24 protein-coding genes are annotated in these 25729 nt (G+C 73.3%); 15 read left to right on the top strand and 9 right to left on the bottom strand.

The genetic code is table 11. From position 1 onward, the window contains the following. The 7 genes from ACQPW6_RS32670 to msrB all read left to right on the top strand — a co-directional run bounded on the left by ACQPW6_RS32670 (position 1) and on the right by msrB (position 6577). The gene (locus tag ACQPW6_RS32670; RefSeq protein ID WP_433893318.1) at positions 1-969 is read left to right on the top strand and encodes a carbohydrate ABC transporter permease; all 969 of its coding nucleotides are present in this window, start codon (positions 1-3) and stop codon (positions 967-969) included. Beyond that, positions 969-1865 (top strand): carbohydrate ABC transporter permease, encoded by an 897-nt coding sequence (locus ACQPW6_RS32665; RefSeq protein WP_433893317.1) that lies wholly within the window; start codon positions 969-971, stop codon positions 1863-1865. The genes ACQPW6_RS32670 and ACQPW6_RS32665 overlap by 1 nt, the downstream gene beginning before the upstream one ends. 16 nt (positions 1866-1881) lie before the next feature. Beyond that, positions 1882-2871, top strand: a complete 990-nt coding sequence (locus tag ACQPW6_RS32660; protein ID WP_433893316.1) for a zinc-dependent alcohol dehydrogenase family protein — start codon at positions 1882-1884, stop codon at positions 2869-2871. A gap of 353 nt (positions 2872-3224) precedes the next feature. After that, the gene (locus ACQPW6_RS32655; protein ID WP_433893315.1) at positions 3225-4010 is read left to right on the top strand and encodes a pyrimidine reductase family protein; all 786 of its coding nucleotides are present in this window, start codon (positions 3225-3227) and stop codon (positions 4008-4010) included. 163 nt (positions 4011-4173) lie between these two features. Next, entirely contained in the window at positions 4174-4647 is a 474-nt protein-coding gene (locus tag ACQPW6_RS32650) for an indole-3-glycerol phosphate synthase (RefSeq protein WP_433893314.1), read from the top strand. 120 nt (positions 4648-4767) lie between these two features. Further along, positions 4768-6162 carry a UDP-N-acetylmuramate--L-alanine ligase gene (gene murC / locus ACQPW6_RS32645; RefSeq protein WP_433893313.1) on the top strand — a complete coding sequence of 465 codons (1395 nt, stop codon included), beginning with the start codon at positions 4768-4770 and terminating at the stop codon, positions 6160-6162. Between the two features lie 10 nt (positions 6163-6172). Then, positions 6173-6577 carry a peptide-methionine (R)-S-oxide reductase MsrB gene (gene msrB, locus ACQPW6_RS32640; protein WP_433893312.1) on the top strand — a complete coding sequence of 135 codons (405 nt, stop codon included), beginning with the start codon at positions 6173-6175 and terminating at the stop codon, positions 6575-6577. A gap of 32 nt (positions 6578-6609) precedes the next feature. Here msrB and ACQPW6_RS32635 read toward each other — a convergent pair whose 3' ends face one another. Next, positions 6610-7080: a nuclear transport factor 2 family protein gene (locus ACQPW6_RS32635; protein ID WP_433893311.1), complete on the bottom strand. Its 471-nt coding sequence runs from the start codon at positions 7078-7080 to the stop codon at positions 6610-6612. 151 nt (positions 7081-7231) lie between these two features. Here ACQPW6_RS32635 and ACQPW6_RS32630 point away from each other — a divergent pair, with 151 nt between their 5' ends. Next, positions 7232-7816 carry a TetR/AcrR family transcriptional regulator gene (locus ACQPW6_RS32630; RefSeq protein WP_433893310.1) on the top strand — a complete coding sequence of 195 codons (585 nt, stop codon included), beginning with the start codon at positions 7232-7234 and terminating at the stop codon, positions 7814-7816. Positions 7817-7867: 51 nt separating this feature from the next. Here ACQPW6_RS32630 and ACQPW6_RS32625 read toward each other — a convergent pair whose 3' ends face one another. Next, positions 7868-9481, bottom strand: coding sequence for an ATP-binding cassette domain-containing protein (locus tag ACQPW6_RS32625; protein ID WP_433893309.1), 1614 nt, complete (start codon positions 9479-9481; stop codon positions 7868-7870). A 58-nt stretch (positions 9482-9539) separates the two neighbouring features. On the opposite strand from ACQPW6_RS32625, the gene ACQPW6_RS32620 reads away from it, so the two are divergent. Continuing rightward, positions 9540-10259 (top strand): aminoacyl-tRNA hydrolase, encoded by a 720-nt coding sequence (locus ACQPW6_RS32620; RefSeq protein ID WP_433893308.1) that lies wholly within the window; start codon positions 9540-9542, stop codon positions 10257-10259. A gap of 207 nt (positions 10260-10466) precedes the next feature. Here the strand turns inward: ACQPW6_RS32620 and ACQPW6_RS32615 are convergent, their stop codons facing one another. The 4 genes from ACQPW6_RS32615 to hemG form a co-directional block, all read right to left on the bottom strand. Beyond that, positions 10467-11438: an NAD(P)H-dependent flavin oxidoreductase gene (locus tag ACQPW6_RS32615; RefSeq protein ID WP_433893307.1), complete on the bottom strand. Its 972-nt coding sequence runs from the start codon at positions 11436-11438 to the stop codon at positions 10467-10469. 23 nt (positions 11439-11461) lie between these two features. Further along, on the bottom strand, positions 11462-11857 hold the full coding sequence (locus tag ACQPW6_RS32610) for a PPOX class F420-dependent oxidoreductase (protein ID WP_433893306.1): 396 nt from the start codon (positions 11855-11857) through the stop codon (positions 11462-11464). A gap of 119 nt (positions 11858-11976) precedes the next feature. Next, entirely contained in the window at positions 11977-12714 is a 738-nt protein-coding gene (hemQ, locus tag ACQPW6_RS32605; protein ID WP_433893305.1) for a hydrogen peroxide-dependent heme synthase, read from the bottom strand. A gap of 69 nt (positions 12715-12783) precedes the next feature. Further along, positions 12784-14205 carry a protoporphyrinogen oxidase gene (gene hemG, locus ACQPW6_RS32600; RefSeq protein ID WP_433893304.1) on the bottom strand — a complete coding sequence of 474 codons (1422 nt, stop codon included), beginning with the start codon at positions 14203-14205 and terminating at the stop codon, positions 12784-12786. Between the two features lie 132 nt (positions 14206-14337). On the opposite strand from hemG, the gene ACQPW6_RS32595 reads away from it, so the two are divergent. Next, positions 14338-15513: a DUF4349 domain-containing protein gene (locus tag ACQPW6_RS32595; protein WP_433893303.1), complete on the top strand. Its 1176-nt coding sequence runs from the start codon at positions 14338-14340 to the stop codon at positions 15511-15513. 46 nt (positions 15514-15559) lie between these two features. Here ACQPW6_RS32595 and hemE read toward each other — a convergent pair whose 3' ends face one another. Then, positions 15560-16609: a uroporphyrinogen decarboxylase gene (hemE, locus tag ACQPW6_RS32590; RefSeq protein ID WP_433894726.1), complete on the bottom strand. Its 1050-nt coding sequence runs from the start codon at positions 16607-16609 to the stop codon at positions 15560-15562. A 190-nt stretch (positions 16610-16799) separates the two neighbouring features. Here hemE and ACQPW6_RS32585 point away from each other — a divergent pair, with 190 nt between their 5' ends. The 5 genes from ACQPW6_RS32585 to ACQPW6_RS32565 all read left to right on the top strand — a co-directional run bounded on the left by ACQPW6_RS32585 (position 16800) and on the right by ACQPW6_RS32565 (position 23184). Then, on the top strand, positions 16800-17441 hold the full coding sequence (locus ACQPW6_RS32585) for a DUF3000 domain-containing protein (RefSeq protein WP_433893302.1): 642 nt from the start codon (positions 16800-16802) through the stop codon (positions 17439-17441). A gap of 233 nt (positions 17442-17674) precedes the next feature. Continuing rightward, a complete protein-coding gene (locus ACQPW6_RS32580; RefSeq protein WP_433893301.1) occupies positions 17675-18340 on the top strand; it encodes a LuxR C-terminal-related transcriptional regulator in 666 nt (221 codons plus the stop codon). A gap of 75 nt (positions 18341-18415) precedes the next feature. Beyond that, a complete protein-coding gene (locus ACQPW6_RS32575) occupies positions 18416-19675 on the top strand; it encodes an HRDC domain-containing protein (protein WP_433893300.1) in 1260 nt (419 codons plus the stop codon). Positions 19676-19834: 159 nt separating this feature from the next. Next, entirely contained in the window at positions 19835-21058 is a 1224-nt protein-coding gene (locus ACQPW6_RS32570; protein WP_433893299.1) for a thiolase family protein, read from the top strand. Further along, positions 21055-23184 carry a 3-hydroxyacyl-CoA dehydrogenase NAD-binding domain-containing protein gene (locus ACQPW6_RS32565; RefSeq protein ID WP_433893298.1) on the top strand — a complete coding sequence of 710 codons (2130 nt, stop codon included), beginning with the start codon at positions 21055-21057 and terminating at the stop codon, positions 23182-23184. Before ACQPW6_RS32570 ends, ACQPW6_RS32565 begins: the two co-directional genes overlap by 4 nt. 132 nt (positions 23185-23316) lie before the next feature. Here ACQPW6_RS32565 and ACQPW6_RS32560 read toward each other — a convergent pair whose 3' ends face one another. Both ACQPW6_RS32560 and ACQPW6_RS32555 read right to left on the bottom strand, forming a co-directional pair. Beyond that, entirely contained in the window at positions 23317-24342 is a 1026-nt protein-coding gene (locus ACQPW6_RS32560) for an SPFH domain-containing protein (protein ID WP_433893297.1), read from the bottom strand. Next, positions 24339-25688: a peptidoglycan-binding protein gene (locus ACQPW6_RS32555; RefSeq protein WP_433893296.1), complete on the bottom strand. Its 1350-nt coding sequence runs from the start codon at positions 25686-25688 to the stop codon at positions 24339-24341. The genes ACQPW6_RS32560 and ACQPW6_RS32555 overlap by 4 nt, the downstream gene beginning before the upstream one ends. Positions 25689-25729: the final 41 nt, after the last annotated feature.

The following is a 25729-nucleotide window of genomic DNA, read 5'->3' as shown; positions in this document are numbered from 1 at the left end:
ATGACCACCCCCGTCACCGTCCACCGGTCCGCCGCCGATACGGCGGCCGGGGGCGCGGTCCCCTCCCCGCCGCGCTCCCGGCCGCGCGGGGCGTGGTCGCGCAGGGCGCCGCTGCTGCCCGCCCTGCTGTTCCTGATCGTGGTGACCCAACTGCCGTTCGTGGGCACCCTGGTGATCTCGTTCATGCGCTGGAACGCGCTGGATCCCGGCAACAAGGGCTTCGCGGGCCTGCGGAACTACAAGGAGGAGTTCACCGATCCGCAGCTGCGCTCCTCGATGACCACCACGGTGGTGCTCACCGTCGCGGTGGTGCTGGTCAGCCTGGTGCTCGGGCTCGGCCTGGCGCTGCTGCTGGACCGGAAGTTCATCGGCCGCGGAGTGGTCCGCACCATGCTGATCACCCCGTTCCTCGTGGTGCCGGTGGCCTCCGCGCTGCTGTGGAAGCACGCGATCTACAACGCCTCGTACGGCCTGATCAACGGGACGCTGACCGGGGTGTGGAAGCTGTTCGGCAGCGACAACGCCCCGCAGCCGGACTGGCTGTCACAGTCACCGAAGCTGGCGGTGGAGGCCTCGCTGATCTGGCAGTGGACGCCGTTCATGATGCTGATCCTGCTGGCCGGCCTGCAGAGCAAGCCGGCCGACGTCACCGAGGCGGCCAGGGTGGACGGCGCCGGCAGCTGGCAGATCTTCCGCTATCTGACCTTCCCGCACCTGCGCCGCTACCTCGAACTGGCCGCGCTGCTGGGCACGGTGTACGTGGTGCAGAACTTCGACGCCGTGTTCACCCTCACCTCCGGCGGCCTGGGCACCGCCAACCTGCCGTACACCGTCTACACCACCTTCTACCAGGCACACGACTACGGGCAGGCGTCCGCGCAGGGCGTGATCGTGGTCGTGCTGTCGATCATCGTGGCGACCTTCGCGCTGCGGACCGTCTCGTCGCTGCTGAAAGAGGAGGTCCGCTGATGGCCACCGCGACACTCGGCCGCACCGCGAAACGTTCCGCGGCCCGTACCGCCGGACGCGGCTCGCTGCCCAGGGAGCGCCGCAACAACACCCTGCTGGGGCTGCTCGCCTGGCTCGGCGGGATCGTGTTCTTCCTGCCGTTCGCCTGGATGGTGCTGACCTCGCTGCACAGCGAGCAGGACGCGGCGACCAACCCGCCGAAGCTGGACGCGCCGCTGACCCTGCACGGCTACCGGGAGTTCTTCGGCTCCGGCACCGGGGTCAGCCCCTGGCCGCCGCTGGTCAACTCGCTGACCGCGAGCCTGGCCGCGACGCTGCTGGTGCTCGTGCTGTCGGTCCCGGCGGCCTACGCGCTGTCGATCAAGCCGGTGCGCAAGTGGTCGGACGCGATGTTCTTCTTCCTGTCCACCAAGATGCTGCCCGCCGTGGCCGGCCTGCTGCCGGTCTACCTGATCGCCAAGAACGCGCACCTGCTCGACAACATCTGGCTGCTGGTCATCCTCTACACCTCGATGAACCTGCCGATCGCGGTGTGGATGATGCGCTCGTTCCTGTCCGACGTGCCCGTGGAGATCATGGAGGCCGCCTCGATCGACGGGGCCGGCCTGCCGACCGTGCTGGTGCGGATCGTTGCCCCGGTGGTGATGCCGGGGATCGCCGCGACCGCCCTGATCTCGTTCATCTTCTCCTGGAACGAGCTGCTGTTCGCGCGGGTGCTGACCGGGGTGGTGGCCGGCACCGTGCCGGTCTTCCTCACCTCGTTCGTCACCAGCCAGGGCCTGTTCCTCGCCAAGGTGTGCGCCGCCGCCGTCTGCATCTCCCTGCCGGTGCTCGCCGCCGGGTTCGCCGCCCAGGACAAGCTCGTCCAGGGCCTCTCGCTGGGAGCCGTCAAGTGAAGGTTGGAGCCTCGAAGTGAAAGCAGCCGTCATCAGCAATCCCGGTGTCGTCGGGATCGAGACCCTGGACGACCCGGCGCCGGGCGCGTCCGAGGTGGTCGTACGGGTCGCCGCGTGCGGTCTGTGCGGCACCGACCTGCACATACTCCAGGGCGAGTTCGCCCCGACGCTGCCGATCGTGCCCGGCCACGAGTTCGCCGGCGAGGTCGTCGCCGTCGGCTCCGCGGTGGACGTCCTGGCGGTCGGCGACCGGGTCGCCGTCGACCCCTCGCTGTACTGCCACGAGTGCCACTACTGCCGGATCGGCCGGTCGAACCTGTGCGAGCGGTGGGCGGCGATCGGGGTGACCGTCCCCGGCGGCGCCGCCGAGTACGCGGTCGCGCCGGCCGCGAACTGCGTGAAGCTGCCCGAGCACGTACGCACCGAGGACGCGGCGCTCATCGAGCCGCTGTCCTGCGCGGTGCGCGGCTACGACATCCTGCGCAGCAGCCTCGCCACCCACGTCCTCATCTACGGGTCCGGGACGATGGGCCTGATGATGCTGGAACTCGCCAAACGCACCGGGGCCGCCACCGTCGACATGGTGGACCTCAACGAGGAGCGCCTGGTCACCGCCCGGGCGCTGGGCGTCAGCTCGGCGGCCACCGGCGCGGACGCGATCGAGCGGCCGCGCGGCTGGGACGTGGTGATCGACGCGACCGGCAACGCCGCGGCCATCCAGGACGGCCTGGGCCGCGTCGGCAAGGGCGGCACGTTCCTCCAGTTCGGCGTCGCCGACTACGCGACCCGGGTGAACATCGACCCCTACCGCATCTACAACCAGGAGATCACCATCACCGGCTCGATGGCAGTGCTCCACAGCTACGAACGCGCAGCCGAACTCTTCGCCGGCGGCGTGCTGGACCCCAACGTCTTCATCAGCGACCGACTCCCGCTCACCGACTACGCGTCAGCGCTCAAGCGCTTCCAGGCGGGGATGGGCCGCAAGATCCAGGTAATGCCTTAGCCCCTGCGGGGCTGCATCCGATCTGCGGCTCCGCCGCGCGGGCGCGACCAGCCTGGGGGCGCCCCGTCAGGGGCGCGGGGCTGCATCCGATCTGCGGCTCCGCCGCGCGGGCGCAACCAGCCTGGGGGCGCCCCGTCAGGGGCGCGGGGCTGCATCCGATATGCGGCTCCGCCGCGCGGGCGCGACCAGCCACGACGGTGCCGCAGGTAGGGGACGGGGTGCGCCCGTCAGGGGCGCGGGGCTGCATCCGATATGCGGCTCCGCCGCGCGGGCGCGCCCAGCCCCCACCGGCGGGCAGCCGGCGACGGACCGGTCGCGCCCCCGGAGCGCGGGCAGCATGCCAGACTGCCGGGATGGAGCGCCTCTTCCTCGCCCCCCGCCCCGGCGCGCAGCCGTCCGCAGAGCCGGACCTCGACGACCTGATGGGGCTCGCGGACGCGTACGCGTACCCCCCGCGGGAAGCGGGTCCCTACCTGCGGGCCAACATGGTCTCCGCCCTCGACGGCGCCGCCCACTACGACGGCAGGTCCGCCCCCCTCTCCTCCGAAGGAGACATGCGCCTGTTCGGTACGCTCCGCGCCCTCGCCGACGTGATCCTGGTCGGTGCGGAAACGGTTCGCCAGGAGGGCTACCGACCGGCCCGCGCCCGGGACGCCTTCGCCGCCCGGCGCGCCGCCGACGGCCAGACCCCGGCCGCCGCCGTCGCCGTCGTCAGCCGGCAGCTCGACCTCGACTTCGACGCCCCGCTGTTCACCGACCCGCTCACCCCGACCCTGGTCCTCACCGGCGCGGCCTGCCCCGGCCCGCGGATCGACGCCGCCCGCGCGGCAGGTGCCGAGGTGATCGTCGCCGGCGAGGGCACCGGCATCGACCCGCCCCGCGTGGTGCGCGAACTCGGCGCCCGCGGCCACCTCCGGCTGCTGCACGAAGGCGGCCCCCGGATCCTCGCCCAGTTCGCCGCCGCCGACGCCATCGACGAGCTGTGCCTGACCCTGGCCCCGGTGCTGGCCGGCGGCGACTCCCCGCGGATCATGAACGGACCCGTCGTACCCGGCCCCGCCCGTTTCGCCCCGCTGTCCGTCCTGGAGGAGGACGGATTCCTCTTCACCCGCTACATCCGCCGTTCCGGCCCCGCCTGACCAGCCGCGCCACCGCCGCCGAGCCGCTCGGAAAAAGCGGATTCCCTCGTTCCGTTTCGTGTCGGGTGGGAACACTTAACCGCGTGCCCCTTCAAGATCGGGGCAGGATGGTTTCTGTGGCGGCAAGGCGGCCAGGTGGCCAACGAGAAAGAAGGACTCGTCCGTGTTCACGACCGTACTCATGATCGAGAAGCCGCTCGTCCCCGCCGAGGTGGAGATGGTCACCACCCTGCACGGCGACGAGCCGGTCTCCTTCGTCGTACTCATGCAGCCCCGCGGCGACCAGGACCGCCTGCTGCGAGCCGTGGACGATGTGGCGCTCGGCTACCTGGAGGACGCCACCCGCGAGAACGACGTGCCCGAGGGCCAGGACGCCTTCCCGCCCGCGGAACGCGCGCTGGCGCACTCCCTCGAAGCGCTGCGGCAGGCCGGCGCCCGGGCGGAGGGCGAGGTCGTGGAGGACCACCCGCTGGACGCGCTGCGCACGGTGGTCGAGCGGACCGGCGCCGACGAGGTGATCGTGCTGACCGCCCCGCACTTCGTGGAGGAGTTCTTCCACCGCGACTGGACGTCCAGGGCACGCCACAAGGTGGGCGTGCCGGTGCTGAAGCTGTTCGCGCAGCACGACGACGAGTAGCGGCGAGCTGAGCGGACGGGACGGGCGGCGCGGGCGCGCCGGGCACCGCGGGCGACCGCCGGAGAGGTGCGAGAATCGGGCCGTACGCCTCCGGCACACCTCACTTCGGGAGACCCGCGCATGAGCCCGTCCGTTCCGCCCGCCATGGACCGACCGCACTTCATCGGCATCGGCGGCGCCGGAATGTCGGGCATCGCGAAGATCCTGGCGCAGCGCGGCGCCCAGGTGGCGGGCAGCGACTCCAAGGAGTCGGAGACCGCCGGGGCGCTGCGCGCGCTGGGCGTCACCGTGCACATCGGCCATGACGCGGCGCACCTGGCGCCCGACGCGACCGCCGTCGTGGTGTCGAGCGCGATCAGGGCGGAGAACCCGGAGCTGGTCGCGGCGCGCGAGCGGGGCGTGCCGGTGGTGCACCGCAGCGACGCGCTGGCCGCGCTGATGGACGGCACCCGGCCGATCGCGGTGGCCGGCACGCACGGCAAGACGACCACGACCTCGATGCTCGCGGTGGCGCTGACCGCGCTCGGCCTCGACCCGTCGTACGCGATCGGCGGCGACCTGGACGCGCCCGGCTCCAACGCGCTGCACGGCGGCGGCGAGATCTTCGTCGCGGAGGCCGACGAGAGCGACCGCAGCTTCCACACGTACTCCCCCGAGGTCGCGATCATCCTCAACGTGGAACTCGACCACCACGCCAACTACGCCTCGCTGGAGGAGATCTACGACTCCTTCGAGACGTTCGTCGGCAAGATCCGCCCCGGCGGCACGCTGGTGATCGACGCCGACCAGCCGGGCGCGGTGGAGCTGACCCGGCGGGTACGGGACATCGGCGGGCTGAGCATCGTGACCGTCGGCGAGTCGCAGGACGCGGACTACCGGATCGCGAAGATCAGCCCGCGCGGCCTGACCAGCGAGGTCACCGTCGTGATCGACGGCCGGATGCTGACCTTCAGCGTGTCGGTGCCCGGCCGGCACTACGCGCACAACGCGGTCGCCGCGCTGGCCGCCGGCATCGCGATCGGCGCGCCGGCCCGCAACCTGGCGTCGGCGCTGGCCAAGTACACCGGTGTCAAGCGCCGGCTCCAGCTCAAGGGCGAGGCCGCCGGGGTGCAGGTGATCGACTCCTACGCGCACCACCCCACCGAGATGGCCGCCGACCTGGAGGCGATCAGGGGCGCGGCCGGCGAGGCCCGGGTGCTGGTGGTCTTCCAGCCGCACCTGTTCAGCCGGACGCGCGAGCTCGGGGTGGAGATGGGCGCGGCACTGGCGCTCGCCGACGCCTCGGTCGTGCTGGACATCTACCCGGCCCGTGAGGACCCGATCCCGGGTGTGACCAGCGAGATCGTCATCGACGCGGCCCGGGCGGCGGGCGCCGACACGTCCGCCGCGCACGACGCGTCGGCGATCCCCGAGCTGCTCGCCGGAATGACGAAGCCGGGGGATCTCGTTCTCACTATGGGCGCGGGTGATGTGACCGACCTGGGTCCGCTGATTCTGGCCCGCCTCGGCGTCTGAGGAGACCTCCATGTCGTACGAAGTCAGCAAGACCGACGAGCAGTGGCGCGAAGAGCTGTCTCCGCAGGAGTACGCGGTCCTGCGGAAGGCCGGCACCGAGCGTCCCTTCGTCGGCGAGTACACCGACACCACCACGTCCGGCGTCTACTCCTGCCGGGCCTGCGGGGCGGAGCTGTTCCGCTCCGACACGAAGTTCGAGTCGCACTGCGGCTGGCCGTCCTTCTACGACCCGTCCGACAGCGACGCGGTCGAGCTGATCGAGGACCGCTCGATGGGCATGAAGCGGGTCGAGGTGCGCTGCGCGCGCTGCGGCTCGCACCTCGGGCACGTCTTCGAGGGCGAGGGCTACCCGACTCCGACTGACCAGCGCTACTGCATCAACTCGATCTCGCTGAAGCTCGCGCCGAAGGAGTAGCGCCGCGGCGGCCACCGGGTCCCGGTGGCCGTTCAGCCGCTGGCGCGGTCGAGCGAGAAGGGGGTGCCGCCTGCGCCGAGCGCTTCTTCCAGCGCCGGCTGGTGCCCGGTCGCGACGGCGAGGGCGACGTGGTCGTGGTAGTCGGTGCTGGCCGCGATCAGGCCGTCGCGGACCCGCAGCACCTGGAGGTTCGTGACGTGGAAGGCGCGGCCGGTGGTCAGCGCCCTGCCGCGGTAGTCGAAGGCGGCGACGATCACCTCGGGGTCGGCGGTCTCGTGGACGGTGATGTTGTCCACGGTGATGTCCAGGGCGCGAGCGCCGACCGTGCTGAAGCGTTCGTGCAGCGCGGCCCGGCCCTCGACGCGGTCGGGCGCGGGCAGGGCGAACGGGATGTCCACGACGGCGTCCTCGGCGTACAGGGCGGCGATCTCGGTCCAGGAGCCGGACGAGAGCAGGCTCGCGAGACGCTCGAAGACCGCGCGGGGCGTGGGCGCGGTGGGCATGGGTTGCCTCCTGGGTGGGTACGCGACGGCTGGGACGGCGTAGAATCGGAGTCATGACTCCGCTAGTTCCAGAACGATACGGACTGATGGCTCCGGTTGTCTACGGGTCCGGCCGGCAGAGCCGGTGTGCCCGGCCGGGCGGTGGTCGCCGATGAGCGGCACGGCGGACCGGCCGCTGCGGGCTGACGCGCGGCGCAACCGGGAACGGCTGCTCGAGGTCGCCGAAGCGGTCTTCACGGCGAAGGGCACGGCGGCCTCCACCGAGGAGATCGCCCGCGAGGCCGGGGTCGGCGTCGGAACGGTGTTCCGGCACTTCCCGACCAAGGAGGCGCTGATCGCGGAGGTCTACTCCCGGCTGCTTCAGCGGCTCGGCGAGAGCGCTCGGGAGATGGCCGACCGGGAGGACGCGGGGGCGGCGTTCTACGAGGTGATTCTGCTGATCATCGGGCGGGCGCAGGCCAAGAATGCTTTTGCGGACGCCCTGACGGAGGCGGGGGTGGAGATTCCGCAGCCCGCTGCGGGGGCGGACGGGAGGTCGCTGCTCGCGGACACGCTGGACGATTTGATGCGGCGCGCTCAGGCCGCGGGGGCGGTGCGGGCGGATATGGGCCCGGAAGAGCTTCGGGCGTGGCTGGTGGGGGTGTGCCGCGCGCTTGAGCAAGTACGCGACCAGGAGGTCCGCGACCACGTGATCGCCATCTTCTACGCGGGCCTCACGCCCCCCGCCCCGGCCTGAACACCACGCGCGGCCCGGTGGGTGGCTGGTCGCGCAGTTCCCCGCGCCCCGTTAGGAACGGCGAAGGGTGGCTCTCGTGGAGACGTAGAAAGCCGCCAGGGCGAAAAACAGGGAGAGCGCGGCCGGGAGCAGGGGGTAGTGGACCGCGCCGGTGCGGGAGCCTTTGACCAGGCCGGTCACGGCCGCCTGCGCGGGGGAACCGGTGATCAGGAGGACCACGCCCGCGCCGAGCGCGGTGACCAGGACGGACCAGCCGCCGGCGGCGACCACCGGCGGGTTCGCGAGCGCGCCCACCCCCGTCCCCAGCAGCACGGACACCGCCGCGGCCAGGAGGCCGGCCACCACGGCCGGCCAGACAGGCACCGCCGACCTCATGTCGTCCGAGTGCGGCCCGCTGACCGCCGCCACCACCGCCGTCCCGGCGACGCCGAGCACCGCCGACCCGATCACCGCCGCGGCCAGCGCCCCCGCCTGGGCGCGACCGGCGCCGACCGCCGACGCCACACAAGCCCGCGCAGCGGAGGGCTCGTTCGTCGTGCAGACCCGCACCAGCCACGCCGACACCGGAAGCAGCAGCGCCGCCGCGTAGCCGAGCGACCCGAGCAGCGGCTGCCCCGCGCTGACGCCGATCGCCATGACGGCGCCGTAGAAGAGGACCGGCGGCAGCCAGCGGTGCGAGCGCAGCAGCAGGTCGAGTTGGTAGCGCACCAGGGCCGTCGCCCGGGCCCGGGGCGGTGTCGGGGCGAGGACCGGCGCGGCGGGCGCGGCATCGTCCCGGCGGACCGTCCCGACCGAACGCACTCCGGTGACGTGCCACGGCGGATCCGCGTCGAGCAGCCCGCGCAGCACCCCGTCCGACTCCCCCGCCGCAGCGACCACCCGTACCTTGCCGCGTCCGACGACCTCCGCCCCGGCCGGCGCGGGCCCGTCCCCGGCCGCCTCGATGACGACGTGCCCGGCGGGGCGTCGCGGTACGACGGGCGCCCGGACCCTCTCCCCGGGCCGTACGTGGGCGGCGTCCACGTGGTGGACCAGGGTGGTCTCGGCGGCCAGCCGGTGCTGGTCGTGGTCGACGAAGAGGACGGTCGCCCCGGCGGCGATCCGCGCGCGGACGGCGTCGTCCAGGGTGTCGCGGGCTTCCGCGTCGAGCCCGGTCCACGCCTCGTCCAGGACGAGCAGCCGGGGGTCGGCCAGCAGCGCCTGGGCGAGGGCGACCTTCTGGCAGGTGCCCTTGGAGAGCTCGTCCAGCGGGGTGCGGGCGTAGCCGGTGATGCCGAAGCGGTCCAGCCAGTGCAGCGCGCGTTCCCGCGCGGTGGGCGCGGTCAGGCCGCGCACCGCGCCGAGGTGGGTGAGGTAGCGCAGCACGGGGAAGGGCAGCGCGGGCGGGAAGCGCTCGGGAACGTACGCGGTGGCCGCGTCCGGCCTGCCCAGGACGCGTCCGGCGGTGGGACGGTCCACGCCCGCGACGATCCGCAGCAGCGTGGACTTGCCGCTGCCGTTCGCGCCCGCGACCCGTACCAGCGAGCCGGCCGGCACGTCGAGGGTGACCTCGCGCAGCACCCACGGGCCACGCAGGCCGTAGCGCCGCCCGACGCCGTCGAGCCGGAGGAGGGCGGGCTCGCCGCGGTCGTCGCCGTCTGCGCCGGGTTTTGGGATGTCACGCACGGGGTTCATCCTGCTGCACGGTGCCGGGCCGGTCATAGCCCGGTGGCAGACTTGGGCCGTGACCACGCCTGATGACCGTGACGACCCGTTCACCGACCACCCCGTCGACCGCGACGCCGCGCCGCAGTACGTGCTGCCGCTCGTCGTCCGGATCGAACGGGAGGACCCGCCGGGCAGGACGGACGCGCTGGAGACCGCGGCGCGGGCGGTGCTGACGCTGCTCTCCGACGAGCGGTCGGCCGAGCCTGACGGCGAGTGGGCGCGGGTGGTGCGGGACTGGCAGGACGCCAGGATCAGGAAGGTCGTCCGGCGGGCCCGGCGCGGCGAGTGGCGTCGGGCGGAGGAGCTGCCCGGGATCACGGTGACCGGGCGGACGGCGCAGGTGCGGGTGTTTCCGCCGGTGCCGCTTGACGGGTGGCCGAGGGAGCTGGCGAAGTTGCAGGTGTCGGGGACGGAGTTGGACGATCCCGGGCCGCTGGCGGGGACGGATCCGGCGGAGCCGGTGCTTTGGCTCAATCCCGGGGTGACGATGTCGGCGGGCAAGGCGATGGCCCAGGCGGGCCATGGCGCTCAGCTCCTGTGGTGGGCGCTTTCCGAGGCTGACCGCCAGGCGTGGCGGAAGACGGGTTTCGCGCTGGCCGTCCGCACGGCGTCGCCTGCGGCGTGGCTCCGCCTGAGGTCGGCGGATCTCCCGGTCGTCCAGGACGCGGGCTTCACGGAGGTCACCCCGGGTTCCGAAACGGTGATCGCCACCCACCCGTCCCTCAACACGCAGTAACCGGCCCCCGCGCCCCTTCAGGGGCGCGGGGAACTGCGCGACAAGCCACGACGGACCGGCAGGTGCGGGACGGGGTGCGCCCACCCAGGGGCGCGGGGAACTGCGCGCTCAGCCGAAGCGGACCCGCAGACGAACGCGGACGCGTACCCCATCAGGGGCGCGGGGAACTGCGCCACCAGCCCCCGCCGGGCCGCAGACACGGAGACGTCACGTGCGGCCCGCTTGGGACAGGGCCCTCTCCGCCTGGGACGCCAGGGACGTCACCAGCTCTGCCGCCGGGCGCACGTCCGTGATCAGGTCGACCGCCTCGCCGGCCCAGAGCGGCAGCTCAGGAATGGCGCCGCGCGCGACATCGCGCGCGTACTCCTCCCGCGCCCCGGCGTCAGCCGCAAGCTCCGGCTCGCGGCCGCGCCAGCGGTCGAGGTAGGGGTGGGGCAGCGTCCGGGCCGTGTACTTCGCGGTCGGCCAGGACGAACCCCGGGCAACGTCGAGCACAGCGCTCCGCTCCGTGTCCCCGCCGCGGCCGGCGACGATCGCCTGCCCGACCGACGGCTCGACCAGCGCCTCCGCGGCGGCCTGGAACCGCGTACCGATCACCGCTCCCGCCGCGCCGAGCGCGAGAGCCGCGGCCACGCCCCGGCCGTCACCGATTCCGCCGGCCGCGAGCACCGGCACCCCCGCCGGTGCCGCGAGGTCCACCACCAGGGGAACGAACGGAAGCGTGGAACGCCCGTGCCGGGCGCCGTGGCCGCCGCTCTCGGTGCCCTGGGCGACGATGATGTCCGCGCCGACGTCCAGCGCCCGGTGGGCCTCCTCCAGGTCGGTGACCTGGACGATCAGCAGCGCGTTCGACCGGTGCACCCGGTCGGCGTGCGGGCCGGGGTCGCCGAAGGAGAGCATCACCGCCGCGGGATCGAACTCCAACGCCCGCTCCACCGCGCCCGGTTCGAGCGCCCAGGTCAGGAACCCGACGCCCCACGGCGCCTCCGTGCCGTCCGCGACGATCGCCAACTCACGTTCCAGCCAGGCCCGTTCACCGGACCCCGCGCCCACCGTCCCGAGGCCGCCCGCCCCGGAGACGGCCGCGGCCAGCCTGCCGCCCGCCGTACCGCCCATGGGCGCGAGCACGATCGGGTGCCGCAGCCCCAGCATCCGCGTCAGCTTCGTCGACAGCGTCATGGGCCCAGTATCGGGCCCTGCTGCTACTGGAAGCTGACCGACCGCGGCTTGATCTTGTAGACGACCCGGTGCTCCGCGTCGGACGGCGGCCCGTCCACGGACAGGTTGTAGCGCTGGGCGAGTTCGAGGAAGAACGCGGCCGTCGGGTCGGGGACGATCTCCACGACGGTGCCCCTGATCTCCAGGTAGCGGTACGGCTTCTCCGGGTCGTTGACCGACAGCGCGACCTCGGGGTGCGCGGTGACGTTGCGGTACTTCTGCCGGATCGTGGTGTTCGTGAAGCGCACGTGCTCGCCGTCCCACTTGAACCACATCGGGTTCACCTGCGGCAGCCCGTCGGGGCGGATGGTGGCCAGGTGCGCGAACAGCGGGCGTTCGAGCAGGTCGACGTGGCTCGCGGGGATCACGTTCTCGTCCATGGGTCGGGTTCCTCCGGTACGGCCGTCAGTGGATATCAAGATCAGATATGTCTACCAGAGTCCTGACGGCCGCTTCCGCCCCGGCCGCGGACCACCGTTCCCGGCCGGGGACCGTGCGCTCAGGCCAGTCCGGCGACCAGTTCCGCCAGGTCGCGGCGGCGCCCGGTGTAGAACGGCACCTCCTCGCGGACGTGCAGCCGCGCCTCGGAGGCGCGCAGGTGGCGCATCAGGTCGACGATCCGGTGCAGTTCGTCGGCCTCGAAGGCGAGGATCCACTCGTAGTCGCCGAGCGAGAACGAGGCGACGGTGTTGGCCCGGACGTCCGGGTAGCCGCGGGCCATCTTCCCGTGGTCGGCGAGCATCCGGCGGCGGTCCTCGTCCGGCAGCAAATACCAGTCGTAGGAGCGGACGAACGGGTAGACGCTGATCCAGTCGCGCGGGGTCTCGTCGGCGAGGAAGGCCGGGACGTGCGACTTGTTGAACTCCGCCGGACGGTGCAGGGCCATGTTCGACCAGACGGGTTCCAGGGCGCGGCCGAGCCGGGTACGGCGGAAGAGCGCGTACGCCTCCTGCAGGGCCTCGGCGGTCTCGGCGTGCCACCAGATCATCACGTCGGCGTCGGCGCGGATGCCGGAGAGTTCGTAGGTGCCGCGGATGGTGACGTCCTTGGCGGCGAGCTGGGTGAAGAGCTCGCCGACCTCGTCGGCGAAGCCGGAGCGGTCGTCCGGCAGGACGTCTTTGAGGCGGAACACCGACCAGAGGGTGTAGCGGATGACCTCGTTGAGGTCCCGGGCCCGCTTTTTCGCTGGCGCGGGCGTGGAGCTGGAAACGGCGGAGTCGGAAGTCGCGTCGGTCATCCCCCCATTCTCCCCTCCGCCTCACGGCCCCGGCACCGGCCCCCCGGCGCCGGGGCACACCGGGAGCCTTCAGGGCCGGGCCGGGGTGAGGACTTCCGTCGCCGCGCGGCGGGCGCTGGCGATGCAGGCGGGGATGCCGACGCCGTCGTAGAGCGCGCCGCAGGCGGAGAGGGCGGGGAGTTTGGCGACGGCCTCGCGGATCCGGGTCACCCGGGCGACGTGGCCCACCGGGTACTGGGGAAGGCCCGCGTCCCAGCGGGTCACCCGCGCGGCGATCGGGGCCGCCCGCAGGCCGACCGCCTCGGCCAGGTCCTCCCGGGACAGCCGGACCAGATCCGTGTCGTCCCAGGCGAGGTCCGCCTCCTCGCCGAACCGCCCGACCGACGTCCGCAGCACCACCGTGTCCCCGCCGGAGGCGTCGAGCCAGCCCCACTTGCGGCTGGAGAACGTCGCCGCCTTGATCGTCCTGCCGTCCACCGGCGGCACCAGGAAGCCGCTGCTGTGCGGTAGTTGCAGCAGGTCGTTGCGGCGGAACGCCATCGTGACGAGCGCCATGCTCGCGTAGTCGACCCCGTCGAGCTCGGCCGCCGCGGCCGGCGCCTCCGCCGCGAGCAGCCGGGCAGCGGCAGCTGCGGGCACCGCGAGGACGACGCCGTCGGCCTTGATGACCCGGCCGTCCACCACGACCCGCCAGCCGCCGGGCGTACGGCTCAGTTCCCGTACCGCCGCGCCCGTCTCGATCACGGCCCCGGCGGCCCTGGCCGCCTCCGCGACCGCGAGCGGCAGCCGGCCGACGCCGCCGCGGATGCCGTTGAAGACCGGCGCGGTGGACGCGTTCGCCGCCGCGCGCTGCTGGATGCCGCGGGCCGCCTCGATCAGCGAGCGGGCCCGGCCGTCGGCGACGGCCGCGTAGAGCTGGGGTACGGCCGCGCGCAGCGAGATCTGGTAGGCGTTGCCCGCGTACACGCCGCCGAGCAGCGGCTCCACCAGCCGGTCGACGACCTCCCGCCCGAGCCGCGCGGCGACGTACGCTCCGACGGCGACATCGTCGCCGACCTCGGTGCGCGGCAGCACGTGGTCGAGCGGCAGCCGGGCGAGCCCGGGCGCGGAGAGCACGCCGGAGGCGGCGAGCGGGCCGAGGTCGCCGGGGACGCCCATCACGCTGCCCTTGGGCATCGGCCGCAGCCGCCCCCTGGTCCACAGCGCCGCGTTCTGCGCGGCGGGCGGCTCCAGGTCGTCGCCGAGGCCGACCTCGCGGGCCAGCGCGACCGCCTCGGGGCGCCGGGCGAGCATCGACTCGGCGCCGAGGTCCACCGGCACACCGGCGATCTCGTCGGCGTGCAGCTTGCCGCCGAGCCGTGCGGACGCCTCCAGCAGGGTGACCCGCGCGCCGGCCCGCGCCAGCTCGTACGCGGCGGCGAGTCCCGAGATCCCGCCGCCGATGACGACCACTTGACCGTGAACACCCGTGCCGGTGTGCGACTCGCTCATGCCTCCACTGTCGCAGACTCCGGATCGAGTTCTGACCGTGATGCCATCGGAACCGCCGGAGGCAACCGGTGCGCCGCGACCCACGTCACATTGGCGACAACGCAGCAACGGCCCTGCCCCTGGGGGGACTTCATGGACAACCGACCTGAGCCGCCGGACCACAGACCGCGCCTTCGCCGCCGGCGCCGCCGCACCCTGGCCGCCGCCGGCGCGCTGCTGCTCGCCGCCTCGCTCGCGGTGGCCGGCTGCGGCGCGTCGAGCCACGAGGACTCGGCGAGCAAAGCGGCCCCGGACATCGCGCAGAACCGCGCCGGCGGCGCGCCCCAGGCCGACGGGCCCGCCGACAGCGCCTCCGGAGCGAAGAGCGGCACCGACAGCGGAACCGGCGCGACCAGCGCGACCGGCGGGAGCACCGGCAGCAACGGCAGCGGCTCCGGCCAGAAGACGCCGGCCCCCGCCCCCAGTTACCTGGTCCGCACCGCGGACATCGCCGTCCGCACCCCTCATGTGGCGGACCAGTTGGCCAAGGCCCGGCAGCTGGCCGTCGCGGCCGGCGGCTACTCGGGCGACGAGAACACCACCACCGACGCCAGGGGCTCGCTGGAGTCCACCGTCCAGCTGCGGGTGCCGCCGGCCGGGTACGACAAGCTGCTCGACGACCTCGCCGCGCTCGGCACCCAGCTGAGCCGCAAGGTCAGCGTCGAGGACGTCACCGGCCAGGTGGTGGACGTGGACAGCCGGATCAAGACGCAGCAGGCGAGCGTGGCGCGGGTGCGCAAGCTGATGGACCAGGCCGGTTCGATCGCCGACGTGGTGTCGCTGGAGAACGAACTGACCACCCGCGAGTCCGCGCTGGAGTCGCTGGAGGCGCAGCAGGCGTCGCTGCGGTCGCGGACCGACCTGGCCACCGTGACGCTGCACCTGACCCCGCCGCCCGCCAAGCCGGCGGCGCCGAAGCCGGCCAAGAAGCACGACGGCTTCTGGCAGTCGGTCGGCAATGCGCTGGGCGGCGGCTGGCACGCGTTCTATCTGACGGTCCGCGGGGTGCTGGTGGTGGTTTCGGCCATTCTGCCGTTCCTGGCGCTGGCGCTGCTGGCCTGGTTCGCGTTCCGGCTGGTGCGCCGCTGGTGGCCGCGCTCCGCACCGGTGGCGGGCGACGACGGGAACACCCTGCTCGGCTCGCTGCTGAGCCCGAGGACACCGGACGAGCCGGGGACGGCGGCCGGGCCGGGCGGTTCCGAGGCGCCGGCGGTCCGCACCGGAGCGCTGCCGGAACACCCGCGGCAGCCCCCCGCCGAGGAGGACTGAGCAGGCCCGCCGGCGACCGGAGGGCCGGGGTCGGGGCGGTGGCCGCTCAGACCTCGGTCGTCCGGTGCACGAAGTCCACCAGCCGGGTCAGCGCGTCCGGGTCGGTGGTCGGCAGCACGCCGTGCCCGAGGTTGAAGATGTGGCCGGTTTCCGGCGCCGTGGCCAGCACCTCGCGGGTCTTCTCCTCCACCGCGGCCGTCGGCGCGAACAGCACCGCCGGGTCCAGGTTGCCCTGCAGCGCCTTGCCCGGGCCGACCCGGCGGCCGGCCTCGTCGAGCGGCACCCGCCAGTCGACGCCGACCACGTCGGCGCCCGCCTCGCCCATCAGGCCGAGGAGTTCACCGGTGCCGACACCGAAGTGGATCCGCGGCACGCCGTAGTCCTTGACCGCGTCGAAGACCTTGACCGAGGCCGGCATCACATAGCGCCGGTAGTCGGCGGGGGCGAGCGCGCCGGCCCAGGAGTCGAAGAGCTGCACGGCGCCGGCGCCCGCCTCGATCTGCACCTTCAGGAAGGCCGTGGTGATGTCGGCGAGCCGGTCGACCAGCTCGCGCCACAGCTCGGGCTCCCCGTACATCAGGGCCTTGGTGCGCTCGTGGTTGCGGGACGGGCCACCCTCGATCAGGTAGCTGGCGAGGGTGAAGGGGGCGCCGGCGAAGCCGATCAGCGGGGTGCTGCCGAGCTCGGCGGTGAGCAGGCCCACGGCCTCGGTGACGTAGCCGACGTCGTCGGGTTCGAGCGGCCGCAGCCGGGCCAGGTCGGCGCGGGTGCGGATCGGGTCGGCGATGACCGGGCCGACGCCCGGCTTGATGTCCAGGTCGATACCGATGGCCATGAGCGGCACCACGATGTCGCTGAAGTAGACCGCCGCGTCCACCCGGTGCCTGCGCACCGGCTGGAGGGTGATCTCGGCCGCCATGTCGGGCCGCGTGCAGGAGTCCAGCATCGCCACGCCCTCGCGCAGCTTCAGGTACTCGGGCAGCGAGCGCCCGGCCTGGCGCATGAACCACACCGGGGTGTGCGGCACGGGCTCGCGCCGGCAGGCGCGGATGAACGGGGAAGCAGCGGTCTGCTGGGGCGCACTCACGCACCGAATCTTCGCACGGGGCCCCGGGCCGGGCGGCCACCGAGCCCCCGCGGGACGGGAGACGGGGCCGCGACAGGCGCCGGAGCAGGGGCGGGAGCAGCGGCTGAGCAGGGGCCGGAATCCGGCCAGAGATGAGTGGGCGGCATTGAAGGCGGGTTGTTCCGGGCGCAAATGCCCGCGGCGCCCTAGTCTTCCGGGCATGGCAGCGGTTCACGGGCGACTCGGCGACGAAGGTGCATCCGACGAAGGTGTCCCCTTCCCTTTCACACACGCGGTGGACGCGCTGCGTGCCGCGCGGGTGCGGACCGAGGTCAGGTTCGAGGAGGTGCCGGCGCCGCGCCGGCTGGCCTCGTACGCGTACGCGCTGGAGGCCACGGTGTCCGTGGACGGCGAGGAGCTGGCCGACGGGCGGCTGGTGCTGCTGCACGAGCCGGCCGGCCATGAGGCGTGGCACGGCACGTTCCGGCTGGTCACGCTGGCCCGCGCGGACCTGGAGCCGGAGATGGCCGGCGATCCGCTGCTGCCCGAGGTGAGCTGGTCGTGGCTGACCGGGGCGCTGGCCGCCCGCGGAGCCACCTACCACGAGCCGAGCGGCACGGTCTCGCGTGCCTCCTCGCACTTCTTCGGCGGTCTGGCCGAGCGGACCGACGAGACGACGATCGAGATCCGGGCGTCCTGGACGCCGCGGGAGCGCTCCGGCGGGATGATCGACGTGTCCGCGCATGTGGCGGCCTGGTGCGACCTGCTGGCGATGTGCGCGGGGCTGCCGCCGTCGGAGGGCCCCGACACGCTGGTGCGCGGCACCGGCGGCGTGGTGCCGATGCCCAAGCGCCGCACCTGACGCCACGTCTGACGCGGCGCCCGGCGCCCGTACCCGGGCCGCGGTGCGTGCGGCCGGTACGCGTATCCCGGCGCCGGTCCGTACGGCTGTGCCCACGCTGGCCCGGCGTTCGAGTAGCCGTCCGATTTGCCGGAATTGCTACTCAATAAATCGTGATCTTTCCCTAAAGTCCGGAGCTATTGCTGCCGAAGGAGATTGTGACCGTTTCAGTCCCCTTTGCCACAGGAGGCCCGGTGTCCGTTCTTCTCGAGCAGCCCACGAGCCTGGTCGCCTACCGCCCCAGCAAGCCGACGGCCATGGTCGTGGTAGCCGACCCCCGCGTCCGCTCCACCGTCACCCGTCACCTGTGGGCGCTCGGAGTCCGCGACGTGATCGAGGCCTCGTCCATCGCCGAGGCCCGGCCCCGGGTCGGAAATCCCCGCGACATCTGCGTTGCCGACGTCCATCTGCCCGACGGTTCCGGGCTCACACTGCTCGCCGAGACGCGGGCGGCGGGCTGGCCGAACGGCCTGGCCCTGTCGGCCGCCGACGACATCGGCGCGGTGCGCAACGCACTGGCCGGCGGCGTGAAGGGCTATGTCGTCACCGGCACCCGCAACAGCCCCGGCTCGATGGCCGGGCGCCCCGGGCTGGCGCCGCTGGGCGCCACCGCCGCCCGCATGCAGCGCCGCCCGCCGGGGGCGTCCGGCCACCCGGGCGGCTACCGCGAGCTGTCGGGGCGCGAAGTCGAGGTGCTGCGGCTGGTCGCGGAGGGCCAGTCGAACAAGGCGATCGGCGTGTCGATGGGCCTTTCCGCACTCACCGTGAAGAGCCACCTGGCCCGGATCGCCCGCAAACTGGGCACCGGAGACCGGGCCGGCATGGTCGCGGTGGCCCTGCGCACCGGCATCATCCACTGATTCATCCGATTTCTGACAGCGGTCGGCGGAACGTTCCGCCGACCGCTGTCACCGTTACCCGGCTACCCTTACCAGGTGACCGACGCCAGAGAGACCGCAACCCAGGCAGACTCGGCGCCGGTCCCGCTGCTGGACCCGCGCGAGGGCATCCCGCCGGTGACCGCCAGCCCGGAGGCTCTCGCAGCTGTCGTCGCGGCCTTCGCCGCGGGTTCCGGTCCGGTCGCCGTCGATGCCGAGCGCGCCTCCGGCTACCGCTACGGGCAGCGGGCCTATCTGGTCCAGCTGCGCCGCGCCGGAGCAGGGACCGCGCTGATCGACCCGGTCGGGTGCCCCGACCTCTCCACCCTGGACGCCGCGCTGCGCGGCACCGAGTGGGTGCTGCACGCCGCCACCCAGGACCTGCCCTGCCTGGCCGAGCTCGGCATGCATCCCACCGCGCTGTTCGACACCGAGCTGGCCGGCCGGCTGGCCGGCTTCCCGCGGGTCGGCCTCGGCGCGATGGTGGAGAACGTGCTCGGCTTCGCGCTGGAGAAGGGCCACTCCGCGGTCGACTGGTCCACCCGTCCGCTGCCCGATCCGTGGCTGCGGTACGCGGCGCTGGACGTCGAGCTGCTGGTGGACCTGCGCGACGCGCTGGAGGAGGAGCTGCGCACCCAGGGCAAGCTGGACTGGGCGCTCCAGGAGTTCGCGGCCATCGCCGCCGCCCCGCCGGCCCCGCCCCGGGTCGACCCGTGGCGCCGCACGTCGGGCATGCACAAGGTGCGCCGCCGCCGGCAGATCGGCGTGGTGCGCGAGCTGTGGGAGGCCAGGGACCGCACGGCCAGGGAGCGGGACGTCTCCCCCGGCCGGGTGCTCAGCGACGCGGCGATCGTGACCGCCGCGCTGGAGAGCCCGCCGAACGCGCAGGCGCTGGCCGCGCTGCCCGGTTTCGGGCACCGGATGGGCCGCCGCCAGCTGGAGCAGTGGCAGGCCGCGATCGACCGGGCCCGCGCACTGCCCGAGCGGGAGCTGCCGCAGCAGACCGCCGCGTACAACGGTCCGCCGCCGCCGCGCGCCTGGGCCGACAAGGACCCGGTGGCCGCCGCCCGGCTGTCCGCGGCCCGCACGGCCGTCACCGCGCTGGCCGACGAGCTGAACCTGCCACAGGAGAACCTGATCACCCCGGACACCGTCCGCCGGGTGTGCTGGGCCCCGCCGGCCGACCCCTCCCCCGAGTCGGTGGCCGCCGAGCTGTCCGCCCTGGGGGCCCGCCCGTGGCAGACCGCGCTGGCCGCCCCGCTGCTGGCCAAGGCCCTCACGGCCCGCCCGCCGGCCCCGCCCCAGCCCGCGGAGTAGCCCCGCCGGGTGTGACGTACACCGCTAACCGGGGTAGGACTGTCCCCCGCTGTTACCCGCGAGTAGCATGGCGTCCGGAGCCGCGTTCCGCCGTCGTGGGGCGCCCACCGGAAGAAGCCGGGTCCGCGCGCCCGGAGGCCATGACAAAAGGGGATTACCGTGCCGCGTACCGCGAGGGAGGTCGTCTTCGTCGACGGCGTCCGCACCCCGTTCGGCAAGGCGGGCCCGAAGGGCATCTACCACGAGACCCGCGCCGACGATCTGGTGATCAAGTGCATCCGGGAGCTGCTGCGCCGCAACCCGGACCTCGACCCGGCCACGATCGACGAGGTCGCGATCGCCGCCACCACCCAGATCGGCGACCAGGGCCTGACCCTGGGCCGCACCGCCGGCATCCTGGCCGGGCTGCCCACCACCGTGCCCGGCTTCTCGATCGACCGGATGTGCGCGGGCGCGATGACCGCCGTGACGACGACGGCCGGCGGCATCGCCTTCGGCGCGTACGACGTGGTGGTCGCGGGCGGCGTCGAGCACATGGGCCGGCACCCGATGGGCGAGGGCGTGGACCCCAACCCGCGGTTCGTGTCGGAGAAGCTGGTGGACGAGTCCGCCATGTTCATGGGCATGACGGCGGAGAACCTGCACGACCGCTTCCCGGCGCTGACCAAGCAGCGGGCCGACGAGTTCGCCGTCCGCAGCCAGGAGAAGGCCGCCAAGGCGTACGCCAACGGGCTGATCCAGCAGGACCTGGTGCCGATCGCGATCCGCCGCACCAACGAAGAGGCCGGCGAGACCGGCTGGGGCCTGGCCACCGCCGACGAGCCGATGCGCCCGGGCACCACGCTGGAGCAGCTGGCCGGCCTGAAGACCCCGTTCCGCCCGCACGGCCGGGTCACCGCGGGCAACGCGGCCGGCCTCAACGACGGCGCCACCGCCTCGCTGCTGGCCGCCGAGGACGTGGCCCGCGAGCTGGGCCTGCCGGTGAAGATGCGCCTGGTGTCGTACTCCTTCGCCGGCGTGGAGCCCGAGGTGATGGGCATCGGCCCGATCCCGGCCACCGAGAAGGCACTGGCCAAGGCCGGGCTGTCGATCGACGACATCGGCCTGTTCGAGGTCAACGAGGCGTTCGCCGTCCAGGTGCTGTCGCTGCTGGACCACTACGGCATCGCCGACGACGACCCGCGGGTCAACCAGTACGGCGGCGCCATCGCGTACGGCCACCCGCTGGCGTCCTCCGGCGTCCGGCTGATGACGCAGCTGGCCCGGCAGTTCGAGGAGCAGCCGCAGGTGCGTTACGGCATCACCACCATGTGCGTCGGCTTCGGCATGGGCGGCACTGTCGTGTGGGAGAACCCGCACTGGACCGACGGGAGCGCGAAGTGAACACCACGACCGCAGAGTTGCTGAAGGGCGCGGCCGAGCTGTTCCCCGGCGAGGTCGTCACGCAGGCGCAGGTGCGCCATCTGGACCTGCCGGGCGCCGGCCGGTTCGCGCTGATCACCCTGGACAACGGGCTCGACCACACCAAGCCGACCACGTTCGGCCCGCAGTCGCTGGCGAACCTGGACGCGGCCATCGACCAGGTGGAGCGCGAGGCCGCCGAGGGCACGATCACCGGCGTCGGCATCACCGGCAAGCCGTTCATCTTCGCGGTCGGCGCCGACCTCAAGGGCGTGGAGCTGCTGGGGCGGCACGAGGACGCGCTCGCCATCGGCAAGGGCGGCCACGACGTCTTCAAGCGGCTGCGCTCGCTGGCGGTCCCGACCTTCGCCTACTACAACGGCGCGGCGATGGGCGGCGGCGTCGAGGTCGGGCTGCACTGCTCGTACCGTACGGTGTCCGCCTCGATCCCGGCCTTCTCGCTGCCCGAGGTCTTCCTCGGCCTGGTACCGGGCTGGGGCGGCTGCGTGCTGCTGCCGAACCTGATCGGCGCCGACCGCGCGGTCAGCGTCATCATCGAGAACTCGCTCAACCAGAACCGGCAGCTCAAGGGCGCCCAGGTGCACGAACTCGGCATCGCCGACGCGCTGTTCGAGGCGGCGGACTTCCTGGAGCAGTCACTCGCCTGGACCGCGGCCGTGCTCAAGGGCGAGATCCAGGTGGAGCGCGCCGAGGTGGACCGCGGCGCGGCCTGGGACGAGGCGGTCGCCCGCGGCCGGTTCATCGCCGACGGCAAGGTGCACGGCGCGGCCCCGGCCGCCTACCGGGCGCTGGACATCATCGCGGCGGCCAAGGACGGCGACGCGCAGCGCGGCTTCGACGCTGAGGACGCCGCACTGGCCGACCTCATCATGAGCGGCGAACTGCGCAGCGGCATCTACGCGTTCAACCTGGTGCAGAAGCGCGGCAAGCGCCCGGTCGGCGCCCCCGACAAGGCGCTGGCCCGGCCGGTGACCAAGGTCGGCGTGGTCGGCGCGGGCCTGATGGCCTCGCAGTTGGCGCTGCTGTTCGCCCGCCGTCTCGAAGTGCCGGTGGTGCTCACCGACATCGACCAGCAGCGGATCGACAAGGGCGTCGGCTACGTGCACGGCGAGATCGACAAGCTGCTGGCCAAGGGCCGGGTCGGCCAGGACAAGGCCAACCGGCTCAAGGCGCTGGTCACCGGCCACCTCGACAAGGCGACGGCGTTCGGCGACGCGGACTTCGTCATCGAGGCGGTCTTCGAGGAGATGGGCGTCAAGCAGCAGGTCTTCGCCGAACTCGAAGCCGTGGTGCGGCCGGACGCGGTGCTGGCCACCAACACCTCGTCGCTGTCGGTCTCGGAGATGGCCGCGAAGCTGGAGCACCCCGAACGGGTCGTCGGCTTCCACTTCTTCAACCCGGTCGCGGTGCTGCCGCTGCTGGAGATCGTCCGCGGCGACGCCACGGACGACGGCTCGCTGGCGACGGCGTTCGCGGTGGCGAAGAAGCTGAAGAAGACGGCGGTGCTGGTCAAGGACGCGCCGGCGTTCGTGGTGAACCGGATCCTGACCCGGTTCATGGGCGAGATCCAGAACGTCATCGACGAGGGCACGCCGGTGCCGGTCGCAGAGAAGGCGATCGAGCCGCTCGGGCTGCCGATGTCGCCGCTGGTGCTGCTCGAGCTGGTCGGGCCGGCGATCGGGCTGCACGTCTCGGAGACGCTGCACGGCGCCTTCCCCGACCGGTTCACGGTGTCGCCGAACCTGGCAGCGGTGGTGAAGGCGGGCAAGCGCGGCTTCTACGTCTACGACTCGGGGAAGCCCGAGCTCGATCCTGAGGTGGCGGCGCTGCTCTCGCAGGGCGACTCGGTGCTGACCGAGGAGCAGGTGCGGGCGCGCGTGCTGGACGCGGTGGCCGAGGAGATCGGCCTCATGCTCTCCGAGGAGGTGGTGGCGGAGGCGCAGGACGTGGACCTCTGCCTGATCACGGGCGCGGGCTGGCCCTTCCACCTCGGCGGTGTGACGCCGTACCTCGACCGCGAGGGTGTCTCCGACCGGGTGAACGGCAAGCCCTTCCTCGCGCCGGGCGTGGCCAGCGTCCCGGCCTGACGTCCTGCCGCCCTCAAGCGCCGGGCAGGCTGTATATCAGCCTGCCCGGCGCTTGAGGGCACAGAGGGGTAGCCTGCCCGGCGCTTGAGGGCACAGAGGGGTAGCCTGCCCGGCGCTTGAGGGCCGGCGGGCTCACGCGTGGGCCAGGAACGCCACCGTCAAGTCGCGCACCAGCGCCTTGCGTTCGTACTCGTCGAGGTCCGCGAGGCCGCGCTCGCCGATCGCGCGGACCACCTCGGCGACCACCGCCATCACATCGTCAAGCACGCCGCGCCGATGCTTGGCGTCCAGGTGCGCGACCCGCGCCCGCCGCATCGTCGCGGCCACCTCGGGCGCGTAGTCCACCCGGACCGGGGTCGCCGCGAAGACCTCTACGCCCACCGGCCTGCACTGCGCCGCGACGATCGTGAGGATCTCGTCGCCGAGCCGCTCGCAGTCGCGCAGCGTCGGCTCCGCCCCGCTGAAGTCGTCGGCCGGGCAGCGCCCGGCGGCCCGGGCGACCGCCGCCTCGACCTGTTCGCGGACGAAGCGGCTGTGGTCGTCCACCGCGAAGGACGCCCGCGCGGTCTCCCTGACCCGCCACACGAGCAGCACGCTCACCTGGAGCGGGGTCCCGTTGGCGTCGAACGCGTCGATGGGGCGGCTGCGCCAGTGCCGCAGCGAGACGTCGATCCGCCGCCGGGTGAGCAGCGGGCTGATCCACAGCAGGCCGGTGCGGCGGACGCTGCCCTGGTAGCCGCCGCCGCGGGTGAGCACCAGGACGCTGCCGGGCCGTCCCCGTACCAGCCCGGCGGCCACGAACACGCCGACCGCGGCGAGCACCAGCAGGCCGCTCCACAGCGTGCCGCCGGCGTCCGGGTGCGGCCGGTCGGGCGCGGGCAGCCGCAGGCCGGCCAGCCGGTCGGGCGGCAGTCCGGCCCGCCAGACCAGCCAGCCGGTGACGGCGGCGATCAGCAGCAGCGTGCAGGTGGCCGTCCAGCCGGGCAGGGCGGGCCCTGGACGCTCTGTCAGGTCGTGGTCGGTACGGGAGCCGGGCCCGTGCCCCGCGGGCCCCGCCTGCCCCGGCAGGCCCGTTTCTGTGGCGGTGGTGGCGGAGGTCGCGGTGGTCGCGGAGGTCGCGGAGGTTCCGGCTGCGGGGACGGTCGGTGGAGTGGTCACGAGAAGAGTCGTCTCCAGGTCTCTGGGCCGGGGTAGCCGTTGGCGTCGGCGCCCGACCAGCCCTGGGCCCGCTGGAACGCCTCGACGTTGCGCCGGTCGGCCTCGCCCCAGACGCGGCTGGGGCCGAAGTGGTAGTACCTGCCGTAGCCCCTGGCGACGAGCTGCCGGCCGAGGGCCAGTACGTGGTCGTTGACCTGGCCTGGCCGGAAGCTGCCCGGGCCCGGGTAGGCCGGGGCCTTGGCTGCGGTCTTCGCGGGGGCCTTCGCGGCGGTCCTGGCGGGGGTGCCGGCCGCCGCGCGGGCCTTGGTGGCCGCGATGTCGTGACCCTTGCCGGTCACCAGGTAGGACCAGGTGGTCGGCCCGGGCAGGCCGTCGGCGTCGCCGCCGCTCCAGCCCTGGGCGCGCTGGAACGCCGCGGTGGCGTTCTTGTCGGCCGAGCTCCACTTGGGCCCGGGGCCGACCTTGTAGTACTTGCGGGCGCCGCGCCCCACCAGCATCGTGCCGAGCCGGGTGACATTGGCGTTGTTCGCGCCGGGCCCGAAGGCGGCGGTGCCGGGGAAGGCGTCGGAGTTCTTGGCCGGCGGGGCGGAACTGCCACCCCCTGCCAGGTACTTGTAGCGGTAGGGGATGTACTTCGAGGAGTTCGTCCAGTACGCGTAGGGCGTGGTCTGCACCCGCGTGCCGGGGGTGGTCTGCTCGTATCCGGTGTACTGGGTGTGCGCGTCGTCCACCCAGCCGCCGAAGATGATCGTGTGCGAGCCGCGCTCGGGGTCGGCCGCGTTGTGGAAGAGCAGGATGTCGCCGGGCTGGATCTGGTCCCGGGTGATCCGCACCCCGTACTGGGCGAGGTTGCCGGTCCAGGCGCTGGTGCCCAGGCCCCAGGCCATCGAGACGAAGCCGGAGCAGTCCTGCCGGTAGCCGTCCTTCCAGTACTTGGACATGCTGTACGGCACCTTGGCCGACACCCAGGTCTCGGCCCGGTCCAGGATCTGGTCCCGGGTGAGCCGCAGCGGGCTCGCGGCCGATACCAGGGAGGGGGCGCCCTGCGGCGTGACCGGGGCGGCGGCGTCGGCCGCCGGGGCCGCGTCGAGCGCACCGCGGCCGGTGGTGAAGGCGGTGACCTTGGCGGGCAGCGGCGCGGCGGCGACCGCGGCGGGCGCGGCGCAGAAGGCGGTGCCGCCGAGCGCGGTGCCGGCGGCGGTGGCCATGACGACCATCCGGGTGGCGCCGGTGCCGGCCGGTCCGCCGGTGTCATGTGCCATCGAGTCCGCGAGCCGCTGCCGCGCGCACTCCTCGCAGCCGCACGCAGGGGGCGGCTCGACCTCGTCGAACACCGGTATGGACATGCACACCACTCCTCCGTGATCGGGTGTCACATGCCTTCAAT

Origin of the sequence: Streptomyces sp. CA-111067 (genome assembly GCF_050956065.1) — a bacterium.
Lineage (GTDB): Bacteria > Actinomycetota > Actinomycetes > Streptomycetales > Streptomycetaceae > Actinacidiphila.
This window is presented reverse-complemented; position numbering and strand designations above follow the sequence as displayed.

Excerpts from the sequence above, each read along its gene's own strand:
- ACQPW6_RS32635 (WP_433893311.1), bottom strand. The coding sequence starts at position 7,080 with ATGCCCACCGCGCCCACGCCCCGCGCGGTCTTCGAGCGTCTCGCGAGC.
- ACQPW6_RS32595 (WP_433893303.1), top strand. The coding sequence starts at position 14,338 with ATGGACAACCGACCTGAGCCGCCGGACCACAGACCGCGCCTTCGCCGC.
- hemG (WP_433893304.1), bottom strand. The coding sequence starts at position 14,205 with ATGAGCGAGTCGCACACCGGCACGGGTGTTCACGGTCAAGTGGTCGTC.
- ACQPW6_RS32655 (WP_433893315.1), top strand. The coding sequence starts at position 3,225 with ATGGAGCGCCTCTTCCTCGCCCCCCGCCCCGGCGCGCAGCCGTCCGCA.
- ACQPW6_RS32665 (WP_433893317.1), top strand. The coding sequence starts at position 969 with ATGGCCACCGCGACACTCGGCCGCACCGCGAAACGTTCCGCGGCCCGT.
- msrB (WP_433893312.1), top strand. The coding sequence starts at position 6,173 with ATGTCGTACGAAGTCAGCAAGACCGACGAGCAGTGGCGCGAAGAGCTG.
- ACQPW6_RS32555 (WP_433893296.1), bottom strand. The coding sequence starts at position 25,688 with ATGTCCATACCGGTGTTCGACGAGGTCGAGCCGCCCCCTGCGTGCGGC.
- ACQPW6_RS32630 (WP_433893310.1), top strand. The coding sequence starts at position 7,232 with ATGAGCGGCACGGCGGACCGGCCGCTGCGGGCTGACGCGCGGCGCAAC.
- ACQPW6_RS32615 (WP_433893307.1), bottom strand. The coding sequence starts at position 11,438 with ATGACGCTGTCGACGAAGCTGACGCGGATGCTGGGGCTGCGGCACCCG.
- murC (WP_433893313.1), top strand. The coding sequence starts at position 4,768 with ATGAGCCCGTCCGTTCCGCCCGCCATGGACCGACCGCACTTCATCGGC.
- ACQPW6_RS32670 (WP_433893318.1), top strand. The coding sequence starts at position 1 with ATGACCACCCCCGTCACCGTCCACCGGTCCGCCGCCGATACGGCGGCC.
- ACQPW6_RS32610 (WP_433893306.1), bottom strand. The coding sequence starts at position 11,857 with ATGGACGAGAACGTGATCCCCGCGAGCCACGTCGACCTGCTCGAACGC.
- ACQPW6_RS32585 (WP_433893302.1), top strand. The coding sequence starts at position 16,800 with ATGGCAGCGGTTCACGGGCGACTCGGCGACGAAGGTGCATCCGACGAA.
- hemQ (WP_433893305.1), bottom strand. The coding sequence starts at position 12,714 with ATGACCGACGCGACTTCCGACTCCGCCGTTTCCAGCTCCACGCCCGCG.